Consider the following 13348-nt stretch of genomic DNA (forward strand, 5'->3'; position numbering starts at 1 on the left):
CTCCTTCTCAAAGAATATTTTACTGGTATCATGCCAGTGACTGCATTTTTGGCCGGAGTCTTTCCTTCGCCCTTCTCATCCTTGTTTTAACCGTAGACATGGGAAGGTTACTTTTCTTCGCAATTTCGACGAGAGAAAAATCTTTATAGTAATATAAATAAATAGGATATCTATAGATTTCTGGTAAGAGGTTAACCTTTTCAGCCATTTGTGCTGCAGAGAATTTATGTAACACTTCCTCTTCCGGGATAACGGTTGGTTCGAGTGAGGCTGAATAGGAATAAACTTCTTCCCTCCAAAATTGCTTTGATTTATTTTCTTTCCGCCAATAGTCACGGCATTTATTGATGGCAATCGTAAATAACCATCCTTTAAATTTGGATTGTTCCTTTATTGAAGGATATGCTAAATATGCAGAGAGTAATACCTCCTGATAGATGTCCTCAGCAAGTTCTTTATGCTTCACCAATGATAAAATATATTTATAAATGGCTCTACCGTATTCCATGACCACTTTTTCAAATGATGGGGTACATTCATTTTTCATTTTCCTAAACCTCCATGTTGAAAAATAACTTTTCATATTAATAGACGGAGTGGAAAGTGGAACCCCCTACAGTTCTGAAGTAATTTTCTCTAAATTTATCTTTCAGTAGGATTTTGAATGAGCCTCTGCATAAATAAACTGATTCCGATTTTTTTACAAATGGTTATATAATGCATAAGCGCTAACAAAACAGCACCTGTATTCATGCCAATAATAACCCCGTTCATTCTCCATTCCGGCATGGCGGCAAGCAGAAGAATGAGTGCAAAGGAGATGATGGTCGACCAAATGATATGAATAAAGGTCTCTTTAAGTAGATTAAGTCCAAATAAAAAGGCCTGCATTGGCATGATAAAGAAGTGAAATAAGAAAAATGGCCAGAGTAATTGTAAAAATACAGCTGGTGTTTCTGATTTAAAAAATAGCGAAGTTAACTCTGGTGCAAAAAAGTAGAAAATAGCTACAGCTGCGACCCCGTATACAAAGGTGAGCTTCATCACCTGTCGAAGCATTTTTTGGAGCTTTTGATAATCACCCTGAGAGTAAGTCTTGGATACAGCCGGAATTAGAACAACCATAAGAGAATGGGCAATAAATGCAGGGAAAAAGCCAATTGACATGGCTACCCCCATCAGCAGCCCAAATTGCTCGGTCGCTACTGTTTCGCTCATGCCAGAACGAACCAACGCTGACTTAATGATAAAGGGCTGTATGGCACCAGTGAATGCTGAAAACAACCGAAGACCCGTGGTTGGAATCGATACTGCCATTAAATTCTTTTGCACTACCTTGCGCTTCATATTAGAAAACGGTTGTCGTTTCAATTGTTGGAATTGGATAATAAACATGTAAAATAAATATAGGAACACAACAATCTCGCTGCCAATAAATGTACCAATTGCGATTAACAATGACTCAGACGTATCAAAGGCAAACAAACGAAAGAGGAGAAACAACCCCGCGAGTTGAATAGTTTTCCTTAAAAAATTAGAGACTGCTATTTTCCCCATTTGTTGCTTGCCCATAAAATATCCCCTCGCGACAGACGTGAAGGAAATGATTGGAATTAAGATCAAAACGAGCCATCTAACATATGGGTGGTATTTATCAAACACAGGAATAAACGGAATGATCACTGTAGCTGCTAAAAAAAGGACAGCAGAGAATACAATCGTAATCGAAATAGCATGATGAAGGATATTACGGTGATAACGGTCTTCCCTTTCTGCAATAAATTTTGAAATTGATACAGGCAACTCAAAGCTTGCTAGTAATACAATGAAGAATATCGATGGCAAAATGGACATATACAGTCCTAGCCCGTGTGGTCCTAATTCTCGAGCAAGAATCATATTTACTAAAACTTCAATACCTTCCCCTAAAAAAGCAGCGGCAGCTAAAAAGAATATACCCTTATAATAAATCCTCAATTTTTTCTCCTCCATACTAATCTCACTTCTATAAACTTATGAGACAAGTTCTTTGATTAGTAGGAGAAAATTTTTAGAGTAACGAAAAAAGGACCTAAGGCCCTTTTAAATGTTAGTAATGACTGTTCTTTTTTTAATCATCCAAGTTAACCCCACAATGACGATGACTAATAATAACTGGGTAATTGTTGTTTCCAAAGTTGGATATAAACCAATCCAATCAATAGACGGAAGCTGATGCACGGTGCTTGTTGACAAAACATCCGAAATCTGCAGTGCGTGGATACTAATACCGAGAATTTTAAAGGCTAAAATATAAATAAGAATAGTTGCTGCTTTAAAGAAAAAGCGAATCGGTATTTTTACACTGTAGTAAATAATGGCGAACCCAACAATGGCCAGGATTCCCACTGCCAGGATCACACCCAATAACAATTGCTGCATACTAATGTATGGGGTAATTCCTGTATAGAAAATGATGGTTTCTGCTCCTTCACGGAACACAGACAGAAAACTAATGAAAGCAAAAGAAACTAAACTTCCTTTGGCAATGGCTTGTTCCATTTGTTGATTGATGTATTTGTTCCAGTTCCCAATACTGGATTTATTATGGAGCCATGCTCCAACTGTTAACATCATGATCACAGCAACAACTCCAGTAATTCCCTCTATATATTCTCGGCTGGAAGCTGCAACGATACTTGAAAATACAATATTAATAATAATGGCTAATACTGCACTTGCTAGGATACCTGCGCCAACACCCGCCCAGATCCATTTCTGTTTTGCACCCTGACCCATTTTCTTCAAAAAGGCAAGCAATGTGGCGACGATTAATAGCCCTTCTAACCCTTCGCGCAGCAAAATTAATGCCGCATCCCATAAAGAATAATCAGTTTTACTAATTAACGGTGCAAGACGTGAATTTATTTCTGTTACAATCTCCTCTGCTTTTAGACCATCGACTTTAGCAGAACTTAAGAGACTAATAGCTGTAGGTATTTTGGTTTCAAGATCACTATACAGTTTACTATCCCTCGTCTGAACATCTCCTTCAACCATTGGCCATACGTTTAGGACTTCATTTAACTGGTCAGCAGCACTATTATAGTTTTTTTGTGAAATCTGTGATTCTGCCTTACTTAATAATGTAGAGAGATCCGATAGTGTATAATCACTTTGAACCTGTTTAGAAACCTTCCCTGCTAAGAAATTTTCCACTTCACTTGATAGCTTCTCGATATTTGTTTTCGCCTTGTCTAAATCGACCGGACTCTGGGTTATCGCGATTCGAATTAAAGCCATGTATTTCTCGATACTGCCGTAGGTAGCAATGCTCTCATCATGGACAATTTTTTCCGAACTATTCCATTTATTTAGCAAGGTTTCATATTGAGTTTTCAATACTGCTTGATTCCCGTCCTCAATCGATTTCTTTAATGCGGAGATGAGCGGTGTCATCTGTTTTACTTGTTCTTTTCCTTTTTCTTTATCTTGTGGATTTTGTTCTTGGTCATAGAGAACTACCGCACTTGAGAGAGACGAAAGGCTTTTTGACAGAACGTCCTTTTCTAGATTCCCTTCGGTTAGTAAGCTTTGAACCTCTTGAAGTGCTTGCTCAACCTTTTTAGCCTGTTCACTATCCGTGTTCTTAATCGCTTTCCATTCGTTTGCAAACTGTTCCATATTTTTCGAAACGGTTGATTGGTCTCCATCCTTGGCTTTCATTAAACTATCACCAATAAGAACGAAAAGTTCATCATGATTTACTTCCGCTTTCGCTGGATGAACGGTTTGAAAAAAAACGAAGAGCATCATTAGAATTAATATAGATATACTTTTTGTTTTAAATCGTAACATGTGTCTCTCTCTCCTCTATAATGGGGAAAACTCTAGTTAAAAAGTGTTTCACCTATAAAGCCACCTGATTTCGTTCCTGGTAAACAAGCAAAGATGGCACTTCCTCTATGGGAAATATATTCATTCAATTTATCCATCATGGCCAATCTATTTTGTATCGGAATAAATTGTTTACTAGGAGCACGTTGGAAACATAAGAACAACAAGCCTGCATCAAAGCTGCCGGTCTTCAGGTCCATTCCATCTGAATAGGAATAGGCCCTGCGCAGAATTTGTTGTGAACCGTCCCCATGGGATACACGTGTATGCGAGTCCGCTGGGATACTATATTCGCCTTTTTCATTTTTTTGCTTCAAATTAAGTTTTTCAAATTCACTTTTTTGCCCAATTGGTGCACCGTTTTCACGATAGCGGCCAAAGGTATTTTCTTGATCTTTTAGTGTTGTACGATCCCACACTTCAATAAACATTTGAATTCTTCGGACGACAAGATAACTTCCATTCGCTAACCAATTAGGGCCATCTCCAGGCTGAACCCAAACCTGTTTATTCATTTGTTCTTCATTGTTTACATCAGGATTGGCTGTGCCATCTTTAAAACCAAACAAGTTCCTTGGTGTTTCATTTTTTGGATCTGCTTGTTTCGTGCGTTGAAACCCTGTTTGCGCCCAGCGTAAGATCGCCTTTCCTCTTGCAATTCGAATCAAATTCCTCACTGCGTGAAAGGCAACTTGCAAATCATCCGCACAGGCTTGAATACACAGGTCCCCACCAGTCCATTCGTCTTCCAACGCATCAAGCGGAAATTTAGGCAGATCCACTAATTCTTTTGGCTGCTTATGTTTTAGACCGAATCTGTCGAGATTGTCCTTTACAAACAAACTAGGACCAACTCCAAATGTAACCGTTAAATTAGAAGCAGATAACCCAGCTGCCTCCCCTGTATCTTTTGGCGGGAGAAACTCATTACTCGAAAGATCTCCGACTGCTTTTCCTTCAGTTAATAGGCCAGCAGCCTTTGTCCAATCCTTGAATAATTGAACCAGCTCTTCTTTTTTCGAGGTGGTTACATCCAAGGAAACAAAATACACATGGTTTTGCGTTTTTGTGGTGATTCCACTTTGATGTTTTCCATAAAAGGGAACGATATCGTGGGCTTCTTTAGTGGTAGCTTTGCTTTCCGAAATAGAAAGCAATCCTCCTAATCCAGATGCACCCAGTATCACTCCGACACCACCAACACCGGCCGTTTTAAGGATATCCCTTCGCGAAATCTTTTTTCCGATTACTGAAGATTCATCGATGATGTTTGTATTCTTTGCCAATTAAGACGCCTCCGTAACAAGTCCTATTTGTGAGAGTGGTTCTGCTAGTGCATCAATCGCCTGACTTAGTTCTTTTACTTGGTCCTTTGATAGTTCTGTGTAGAGTTTGTAGCCATCTCCCTTTTTGTGCTGGTTCAATAAACTGTACACATCATCAAACCGGGCTTGAATTTCTTTTGAAACGTCCGCATCTTTTTTCGTTAATGCCGGATTAAGCAATTGATAAATCTTTTCTGCTCCCTCCACATTGGCAGCAAAATCATATAAATCAGTATGAGAATAACGATCCTCTTCGCCTGTTACTTTTGAAGTGGATACCTCATTTAATAGGTCAACAGCGCCAGTTATCAATAATTCTGGTGTCACTTCAACGGTATCTACCTTGGCACGCAGGAGATTAACATCTTTCATTAACTGCTCCGCGTACTGCTCATATCCTTTAGTGGTTTTATCGATCCAAAGACCTTTTTCAATCCGGTGGTATCCGCCCCATTCCGCTTCAGGAACATCGCCTTCTCGTGCATCAATTTTCGGGTCAAGGTCACCGAACACTTCCGCAATTGGTTCAGCGCGCTCATAGTGCATCCGCGCTGGTCCATACAGAGCTTTCGCTTGTTCGATTTCTCCCTTTTTAACAGCGGCTGTAAAGGCATCTGTTGCCTTAACAAATTCTTCAATTTCCCCTATGGCATATGCCCTGTAATCATCAGTGACCCCAGAAAGCGAAGCCTCACTTGTAACAGCTTTTTCCTTTACCTTTTCTTTTGTTGAAGTTTCCTCTGTATTGTTTGAACATCCAAATAGAAGACTGCTAGATAAAATTAGGGTGCCTGACACTTTTAATAGTTTCATGTATGTAATCCTCCGGTATCTATAATAATGATAATCATTTTCATTTGCATTTATATCATAACAATAAATGAGAAACCTTTTCAATTAAATTTTTGCATTTTTATAAAAAAAAAGACCTTCCATTTCGGAAAGCCTTCGGGATTTATTTAATTAATGAATGCTTAAATGCATAGATGACTGCTTGCGTTCGGTCCTGTACGTTGAGCTTGCTCAAAATATTGCTGACATGGGTTTTGACGGTTTTGAGGGCAATAAACAATTCATCCGCAATATCTTGGTTGGTTTTGCCTTCGGCCATTAATAATAATATTTCAATTTCACGAGAGGTAAGGTCTTCGTGTGGCAGATGGGTATTCTTTTGACGCATTTTCACCATCATTTTACCAGTAACTTCCGGTTCAAGGACCGATTGTCCGTGGTATGTAGCGCGGACTGCATTGGCTATTTCACCAGCTTTAGATGTCTTAAGCATATAGCTTGTGGCTCCAGCCTCTAGTGCAGGATATACTTTTTCATCATCCAAGAAACTGGTTACGATGATGATTTTTGCTTCAGGCCATTTTTCAATGATTCGCCTCGTTGCTTCAATCCCGTCCATTTCCTTCATAACTAAATCCATTAAGATAATATCAGGGCGAAGTTCGAGGGCAAGTTCTACACCTTTTGTTCCATCGTCCGCTTCTCCTACTACCTCAATATCTGGCTGTGCAGATAAATAAGAAGAAACCCCGATTCTTACCATCTCATGATCATCAACAAATACTACTCTAATCATTGGCACCATCTCCATTAATCATCACCGGAATCTTTACTTCCAGCCTTGTTCCTTGATTTTTTACACTAACTACTTTTAACGTACCGCCTACTTCAACAGCACGCTCATGCATATTTTGCATTCCATAGGAGCCTGCCTTCATCTCATTAACATCAAAACCAATTCCATCATCTACAATTCTTAGGATGACTAAATCATCCCTTTTAACCATTAGAACTTCGAGCAAGCTTGCTTTCGAATGTCTTAACGTATTTGATATAGATTCTTGCAGAATTCGGAAAAGATGATCTTCCACACCTTTATCCAAGGGAAAGGCCTCCGTTTTCCATTTAATATCCATTTCAACCTTTTGAGATAATTCGATTAACAGCTCTTCAATTCCTTCTTGGAGTGTTTTATTCTTCAAGGCAACAGGACGCAAATGTAAAAGAAGGGCCCGCATTTCTAACTGTGATTGGTGAATCATTTCCTCTACAATTTTCAATTGCTTTGCTTCACGGTCATTTTCTAGTGGTGATTGCTGCTTGGTTTCGTTGATGGCTGACATCATCATCGAAGCAGCAAATAATTGCTGACTGACAGAATCGTGAAGCTCACGGGCTAGACGGTTCCGTTCTTGTTCAATTATTTCTTGTATTCTTCCTTCTAAGTCCTCTACCTTCTCGGTGGCTAAGCGCTGAGAAAGTTTAGCCTGCTCTGACATCTGTTTACCGATTTTGTCTATTCGGTTGGCAATCAGTTGCATTTCCGAGATCACTGGCTTCTCCTTCACTTCTATCTGTTTCCCTTCCTCTAATAAATGCAAGGAATGTTCAACCGAGAGAAACTGCTTTCTCCAATACATCCCAGAGAACGCACCTAAAAGTATTCCGACCGCAATACTAAAAGCAGGGATAAAGATAACAAAGGGAATATTCATGAACTGTTTACTCCACAATTCTGCCCAACTGCCCAATGGAAAAACAAAGATAAAAATGGCACCGATAATGATCGCAATAAAAAAGGAAAAGCCGACACTCCAGAAAATTTGGCGCTGGGTTGTGCTCATATCCGGCTCACCTCTAAATTTCCGGCAACGAGCGAGGTAAATATTTTTACTTTGTGCTCGGCTGCCTCATATCCAGGTGTCTTTACGTGTAAGACCCGATTGAAAAGTTTCGAGTCATGGTGCTCGAAAACACTTGTTGAACCTACTATGCAGGAGTGGTGGATACTTACTTCAATATCATAAGGAACAAGGATTTGAATATTCCCGACGAGATTTCGTATAAAGATAACGGTTTCCCCTTTTGGAAGCATCGTAAAACTAAGATCAATGATGGTATCGCCAATTCCTGCCTGGATGTTTACATCATTCCATTTATAAGCACCAGTAGGGGTCTTCTGTTGACCAAGAACAATATTTTCAAATAATGGCTCTGTTTTAATCAGAGTTTCTTGTTCCGTGGTTTCCTCCTCCTGGATGATTTCCGGTGTAATCTTTTTAGGATGTTTTTTTGAATTAATAAACTGAATTAAAAAATGCAGTAATATGGCAAGCAAAAAGAACCTAAACGTTATCATGTGAAAGATACTAATTACAAAAAAGATAATTCCGCCGATAAAAAGAAACTTTCCTCTTTTTTTCCCAGCACGCTTGCGGCCGAGAAAAATCATGCCGCCAGATATGATAAGGGAAAAAATAAGCCCGCTGTTGAAAAATAATATTTCCATGACTAGAATGATTGCACCAATGATGAACATCCAGCCTAAATAATCATTTTTGGTATTTTTAAACATGGCCCACCCTCCCTTATAAATATCTGGCTCATCATTTAATTTAATGTATGGACAAAAGGCGCAGAAAGCCTACGCCTTTTATCCTTGCGCCCATGTGCAGCGCGCCACCGCTTTTCTTTTAGCATACCATATTTGTAATTAAATGGACTTGCTTTCTTCTAATTTCATTTCTTTTTCTAACTGAGCGATCCGAGCATCAATGGTATTACGATAAAACGAACTATTCACTTGATGTTCCAAACGGTCAAGATAGTTCTCAATCTCTTTAAACTTTGAATAGGATTTATCTGAATAAGTATTTGCATCAAGCACTTGGTTGATTTGGTGGTTCGCACGTGTCACATTTTCACGGCCCATTAATTCCATCCTTCTTAGGTGCATATCCTTGATTTTGTGCTTCATTTCTTCATATTTTCTTTCTAAGTCTACTAGTTGCCCTTTTACTTGTTCAAGCGATACACTTAATCGTGTTGCACGGTCCGCATATTGCTCAAACTCTGAAGAGGCAAACTGATAAAGCTCTGTTTCCCCAGCCTTAGAAGCTACATCCGCCTGGTATTTTCTTTTTTCAGCTAACTGGGCTGCCTGCTGGTATTCTCTCGTAAATTCATCCTTCAATGTATATTGACGTTCTAACAACTTTCTAACTTTCTCCGTTTCTTGTTCACATTGTCGCAGGTATTGATTCAATAATGCAATCGGATTTTTTTTATCTTTTTGATCAAGTGCCTCGTGTAAATCTGCTGTAATCGTATTTTTAATTCTTGTAAATAAGTTTGTCATTTGTATTCTCTCCTTTTAATCTTAATAATTTTTCAGTTCATTCCATTGTTTTTCAAAATTAACAAATGGGTCAGACTCTTCCTTTACGGCAGTTTCCTTATTTTGGTTCCATTTTTTATAAACAAGGTATAATACATAAGCTGCAGCCACTCCTATGAGGGCTGGGGCATTATGAATAGAGGCCAATAGAACGATGAGGCCGATCATGCCAAGCCCGATTTTTCCACCTGTAGATTTTGCTTTTAAGAACTGTTTGAATATGAAGTAGAGGAGTACCAAGCTTACGAGTAACCCCAGCATTGGACCAATGGTTGAAAGCAAGATCACTGCTGAAATTCCACCTGCTAACAATAAACCAAATTTTTTCATTTTATTTTTCTCCTTTCTTTATCTTGATATCATCTTACCTCTTTTCATTGTTTGTCATAATTGCGCCTTAGCTTGATTTTTATCTCGGTCCTAAGACGTAGAAAGGGTCAGTCCTTAAGCGAAATGCTTAAGATACTGACCCTTTTAAGCTTATTTAGAGATAAACATCTGAACCCAATAGTGTCTTGAAGAGCCGCCTTGAGCGTAGCCAACTCCAATATAGGTTGATTTCGTACTTAATATATTGGCTCTATGACCAGAGCTGTTCATCCATGCTTGGACAACTGATGCAGGTGTTGTTTGCCCTGCTGCAATGTTTTCAGCAGCTGAACGATAGGAAATTCCAAAGTTTTTCATCATATCAAATGGACTGCCATATGTTGGACTGGTATGACTGAAATAGTTCTTATCTCTCATATCATTGGCTTTGTAACGAGCCACCCTTGACAGTTCCCAATCTGGAGTCAACGCTTTTAATCCATTTTTCGAACGTTCCTGATTGGTTAACTGAATGACCTGACTTTCAATGCTCTTGACAGAATCGAAGCTAGGAATGGTTACCTTTTGACCTGGATAGATCAAATTCGGATTCGGAAATTGCCGATTGGCAGAAATAATCTCAGAAATCCCAACTTGATACCTGACTGCGATTTTCCAAAGTGTGTCACCCGGCTGAACAGTGTAGATTTGCTGGGCAAAAGACACACTTGGAAGACAAAATAGCGATAATAAAAACAGTAAACTAAACCAAAAAGATTTTTTCATTTTTTCGCCTCCTCCGAATATATAATCTTGATTTCAAGCTCAAAATATACAATGGATTAAAAAATTTTGATTCATTTAAATTTGGTCTACATTATGGAGGATTAAAAGTGAAGGAAATTTCATGGATGACATATATAATGTTAATTTTAGCGAGTTATCGTTTAACCCATTTAATTGTCTTTGATAAGATTACCGAATTTATCCGTAAACCTTTTGTTAAGAAAATCAAGGTGGAAACAGACGCCGGCGTAGAAACAAAGGAAGTTCCGACATCGATGTTCGGTTATTTATTGAAATGTTATTGGTGTGCAGGTGTTTGGAGTGCCATTTTACTTGGGGGAGCCTATTTACTCTTTCCCCGGATTACCTTTGTGGTCATCTTAATTTTATCGATTGCCGGCGGCCAGTCGATTATTGAAACCTTTGTCGGTGTAAATATCAAAAAAGTGGACTATTATGCTTCACTTAAGAAAAAAGACTAAGTGAAATTCGTTGGAAAAATCCTCCCCCCTTTTGCATATATTTTTAGAAAAGCTTAAGACAATCATCTCTTTCGCTTTTCAAAGGGGGAATACAATGGCAGCAATTTGGTGGGTCACAACGATTGGTTTATTTATATTACTTGGTTGTATAGGAGGTACATTCTTCTACTTCCTTAGAAGTTCATTAAATACCGAAGACTCTACCCGAATTGATCCATTGGAATTTGACAAAGAGGAATAGGAACCCTGCATACGCTGGGTTCTTTTTATGTAAGGCTGTGTTAAAGGATAATGTTAATTTTGGCACACTGTTGATTGGAGTGGAGGGCGCGAAGACTCCTGCGGGAGTACGGGGCTGGGGAGACCCCGCAGGTGCTGAAAGCGCCGAGGAGGCTCCCCGCAACGCCCGCGGAAAGCGAAGCGCCTGGAACGGAAATCAACAGACAAGTTTAACACAGCCTTATTTTAAGAAAATCTTTCCTTGATTACATGTATTTTAACTCCTTTGGGAAAATTAATTATGATGTCATTTTTTAGGCTGGAGGAGTATATATGAGTTCATCTGAAAAAATTCCACAATTCCCAAAAACGTATTGGCGTGAAATAGAATTACCAACTTTTAAGAATTTAACTGAAGATATATCTGTCGATGTGGCCATTGTTGGAGCGGGGATTACAGGGATTACAGCTGCTTATTTACTTGCAAAGGAAGGCGTCAAGGTCGCATTATTAGAGGCCGGCAGTGTTTTGAATGGTACAACTGGTCATACAACTGCAAAGATTACCGCCCAACATGATTTAATTTATGACGAATTTATTAACCATTTCGGAGAAGAAAAGGCCAGGATTTATTTCGAATCACATATGAACGCTATAAAATTTGTTGAAAATAATGTAAATGAAAAAGGAATTGATTGTGATTTTAGCAAACAAGATGCTTATATTTATGCGGTCACGGATGAATATAAAGAAAAGCTGGTCACGGAGTGGGAAGCATATAAACGTCTTGGTATTGATGGAGCATTAAAAGATACGATTCCATTCAATATCGAAGTGAAAGCAGCCTTGATGATGCAAAATCAGGCCCAGTTTCATCCACTAAAATATTTAAAAGTCCTCTTGGATGAAGCCGTGAAAGCCGGTTGTATGGTGTTTGAAAATACAACCGCTACTGACATTGAAGATGATGAACAACAGTCAAGGGTTGTTACCAAATCTGGTTTAAAGGTAAATTGCATTAAAGTGATTATTGCCTCTCATTTCCCATTTTACGATTTGCCAGGTCTTTATTTTGCACGAATGTATGCCGACCGGTCTTATGCGATTGGAATTAAAACAGACAAAGAATATCCTGGCGGCATGTATATTAGCGCGGATAGTCCATCCCGTTCGATTCGTTATACACCAGTTAACGGGGAAAACCTCATTATAATTGGCGGTGAAAACCATAAAACCGGCCAAGGTATTGATACGATTGCGCATTTTGAAAATCTTGAAGCATTTGCAGAAGAGGTTTTTGGGATTAAGGAATATGATTACCGCTGGTCTGCACAGGATTTAGTTACATTGGACAAGCTGCCATATATTGGTCCAATTACTTCTGAGCGGGAGCATATTTTAGTGGCTACGGGATTTAAAAAATGGGGGATGACAACAGGAACCATGGCTGGCCGTTTATTAGCCGATTATGTGTTAAACAACGAGAATCCGTACAAAGAGCTTTATTCACCGTCCCGATTCCATGCTGACCCGGATTTAAAAAGTATTGCCACCACTAATATCGACGTTGCCAAACATCTAATTAAGGGCAAGCTTGAAATTGTTCCAGGAGATCCGGACGATCTGTCGGATGGCGAAGGTTCTGTTGTGATGTATAACGGAAAAAGAGCGGGTGCCTATAAGGACGAAAAAGGTAAACTTTATATTGTTGATACTACCTGCACCCATCTTGGCTGTGAATGTGAATGGAACCATGCGGAAAAAACATGGGATTGTCCTTGTCACGGTTCACGGTATGCATATTCAGGCGACGTGATCGAGGGACCTGCTAAAAAAGCACTAAAATTACTTGCTGAAGAGTGAGTTTATCTAAGAAAGCACAAGCGCCCTGTACAGCGGCGTATGACCTGGAGCTAGATCTTAATCTAAGTTCAAAAACTTACACTTTCTTATCAAACAAAAAAGCGCCTCTCTTCTCATGTGAAGGAGGCGCCGTTTATTACTTACTATTTGGACGATTGTGTTTTACTTCTTCACCAGTTGTGAATTCAACCAGCTCTTCACTATCTCTCATTTGCTTTTTGCGATTATTATTTCGTTGTGCATTTTGATTACCTAGCTTCTGTCTTCCCATACTACCAGCTCCTTTTTGAGAAATACAT

At 39.1% G+C, this 13348-nt stretch carries 16 protein-coding genes; 4 read left to right on the forward strand and 12 right to left on the reverse strand.

Going from position 1 to position 13348, the window contains the following annotated elements; all coding sequences use genetic code 11:
• Positions 1-28: 28 nt before the first annotated feature.
• From M3610_RS11295 to safA, 11 genes are all read right to left on the reverse strand, one after another.
• Complete coding sequence (locus tag M3610_RS11295) at positions 29-547, reverse strand: RNA polymerase sigma factor (RefSeq protein WP_251459237.1); 519 nt, start codon at positions 545-547, stop codon at positions 29-31.
• 95 nt (positions 548-642) lie between these two features.
• Positions 643-1977: a polysaccharide biosynthesis protein gene (locus M3610_RS11300; protein ID WP_098575707.1), complete on the reverse strand. Its 1335-nt coding sequence runs from the start codon at positions 1975-1977 to the stop codon at positions 643-645.
• Between the two features lie 105 nt (positions 1978-2082).
• Entirely contained in the window at positions 2083-3837 is a 1755-nt protein-coding gene (locus M3610_RS11305) for an FTR1 family iron permease (RefSeq protein WP_251459239.1), read from the reverse strand.
• Between the two features lie 32 nt (positions 3838-3869).
• Positions 3870-5162, reverse strand: a complete 1293-nt coding sequence (gene efeB, locus M3610_RS11310) for an iron uptake transporter deferrochelatase/peroxidase subunit (protein WP_251459241.1) — start codon at positions 5160-5162, stop codon at positions 3870-3872.
• The gene (gene efeO, locus M3610_RS11315; protein WP_098575710.1) at positions 5163-6014 is read right to left on the reverse strand and encodes an iron uptake system protein EfeO; all 852 of its coding nucleotides are present in this window, start codon (positions 6012-6014) and stop codon (positions 5163-5165) included.
• Positions 6015-6156: 142 nt separating this feature from the next.
• Positions 6157-6789, reverse strand: coding sequence for a response regulator transcription factor (locus M3610_RS11320; RefSeq protein ID WP_098575711.1), 633 nt, complete (start codon positions 6787-6789; stop codon positions 6157-6159).
• The gene (locus M3610_RS11325) at positions 6782-7837 is read right to left on the reverse strand and encodes a sensor histidine kinase (protein ID WP_098575712.1); all 1056 of its coding nucleotides are present in this window, start codon (positions 7835-7837) and stop codon (positions 6782-6784) included. Before M3610_RS11325 ends, M3610_RS11320 begins: the two co-directional genes overlap by 8 nt.
• Entirely contained in the window at positions 7834-8568 is a 735-nt protein-coding gene (gene liaF / locus M3610_RS11330) for a cell wall-active antibiotics response protein LiaF (protein WP_098575713.1), read from the reverse strand. The genes M3610_RS11325 and liaF overlap by 4 nt, the downstream gene beginning before the upstream one ends.
• A 138-nt stretch (positions 8569-8706) precedes the next feature.
• Positions 8707-9351, reverse strand: coding sequence for a PspA/IM30 family protein (locus M3610_RS11335; RefSeq protein ID WP_098575714.1), 645 nt, complete (start codon positions 9349-9351; stop codon positions 8707-8709).
• Positions 9352-9372: 21 nt separating this feature from the next.
• Positions 9373-9720, reverse strand: coding sequence for a lmo0954 family membrane protein (locus M3610_RS11340; protein WP_098575715.1), 348 nt, complete (start codon positions 9718-9720; stop codon positions 9373-9375).
• A 150-nt stretch (positions 9721-9870) separates the two neighbouring features.
• The gene (gene safA, locus M3610_RS11345; protein WP_098575716.1) at positions 9871-10485 is read right to left on the reverse strand and encodes a SafA/ExsA family spore coat assembly protein; all 615 of its coding nucleotides are present in this window, start codon (positions 10483-10485) and stop codon (positions 9871-9873) included.
• A gap of 107 nt (positions 10486-10592) precedes the next feature.
• On the opposite strand from safA, the gene M3610_RS11350 reads away from it, so the two are divergent.
• The 4 genes from M3610_RS11350 to M3610_RS11365 all read left to right on the forward strand — a co-directional run bounded on the left by M3610_RS11350 (position 10593) and on the right by M3610_RS11365 (position 13049).
• On the forward strand, positions 10593-10967 hold the full coding sequence (locus M3610_RS11350) for a DUF1360 domain-containing protein (protein ID WP_098575717.1): 375 nt from the start codon (positions 10593-10595) through the stop codon (positions 10965-10967).
• Positions 10968-11061: 94 nt separating this feature from the next.
• The gene (locus M3610_RS11355; protein WP_251459243.1) at positions 11062-11208 is read left to right on the forward strand and encodes a hypothetical protein; all 147 of its coding nucleotides are present in this window, start codon (positions 11062-11064) and stop codon (positions 11206-11208) included.
• Between the two features lie 37 nt (positions 11209-11245).
• A complete protein-coding gene (locus M3610_RS11360) occupies positions 11246-11452 on the forward strand; it encodes a hypothetical protein (protein ID WP_251459245.1) in 207 nt (68 codons plus the stop codon).
• A 67-nt stretch (positions 11453-11519) separates the two neighbouring features.
• Positions 11520-13049, forward strand: a complete 1530-nt coding sequence (locus tag M3610_RS11365; RefSeq protein ID WP_251459247.1) for an FAD-dependent oxidoreductase — start codon at positions 11520-11522, stop codon at positions 13047-13049.
• Positions 13050-13185: 136 nt separating this feature from the next.
• Here the strand turns inward: M3610_RS11365 and M3610_RS27975 are convergent, their stop codons facing one another.
• Complete coding sequence (locus M3610_RS27975) at positions 13186-13320, reverse strand: hypothetical protein (RefSeq protein ID WP_257148580.1); 135 nt, start codon at positions 13318-13320, stop codon at positions 13186-13188.
• Between the last annotated feature and the right edge of the window lie 28 nt (positions 13321-13348).

The sequence above is a fragment of the Neobacillus sp. MER 74 genome (genome assembly GCF_023714155.1).

Coding starts and splice junctions, on each gene's coding strand:
- M3610_RS11295 (WP_251459237.1), bottom strand. CDS start 547: ATGAAAAATGAATGTACCCCATCATTTGAAAAAGTGGTCATGGAATAC.
- M3610_RS11305 (WP_251459239.1), bottom strand. CDS start 3,837: ATGTTACGATTTAAAACAAAAAGTATATCTATATTAATTCTAATGATG.
- efeO (WP_098575710.1), bottom strand. CDS start 6,014: ATGAAACTATTAAAAGTGTCAGGCACCCTAATTTTATCTAGCAGTCTT.
- M3610_RS11320 (WP_098575711.1), bottom strand. CDS start 6,789: ATGATTAGAGTAGTATTTGTTGATGATCATGAGATGGTAAGAATCGGG.
- M3610_RS11325 (WP_098575712.1), bottom strand. CDS start 7,837: ATGAGCACAACCCAGCGCCAAATTTTCTGGAGTGTCGGCTTTTCCTTT.
- liaF (WP_098575713.1), bottom strand. CDS start 8,568: ATGTTTAAAAATACCAAAAATGATTATTTAGGCTGGATGTTCATCATT.
- M3610_RS11335 (WP_098575714.1), bottom strand. CDS start 9,351: ATGACAAACTTATTTACAAGAATTAAAAATACGATTACAGCAGATTTA.
- M3610_RS11340 (WP_098575715.1), bottom strand. CDS start 9,720: ATGAAAAAATTTGGTTTATTGTTAGCAGGTGGAATTTCAGCAGTGATC.
- safA (WP_098575716.1), bottom strand. CDS start 10,485: ATGAAAAAATCTTTTTGGTTTAGTTTACTGTTTTTATTATCGCTATTT.
- M3610_RS11355 (WP_251459243.1), top strand. CDS start 11,062: ATGGCAGCAATTTGGTGGGTCACAACGATTGGTTTATTTATATTACTT.
- M3610_RS11365 (WP_251459247.1), top strand. CDS start 11,520: ATGAGTTCATCTGAAAAAATTCCACAATTCCCAAAAACGTATTGGCGT.
- M3610_RS27975 (WP_257148580.1), bottom strand. CDS start 13,320: ATGGGAAGACAGAAGCTAGGTAATCAAAATGCACAACGAAATAATAAT.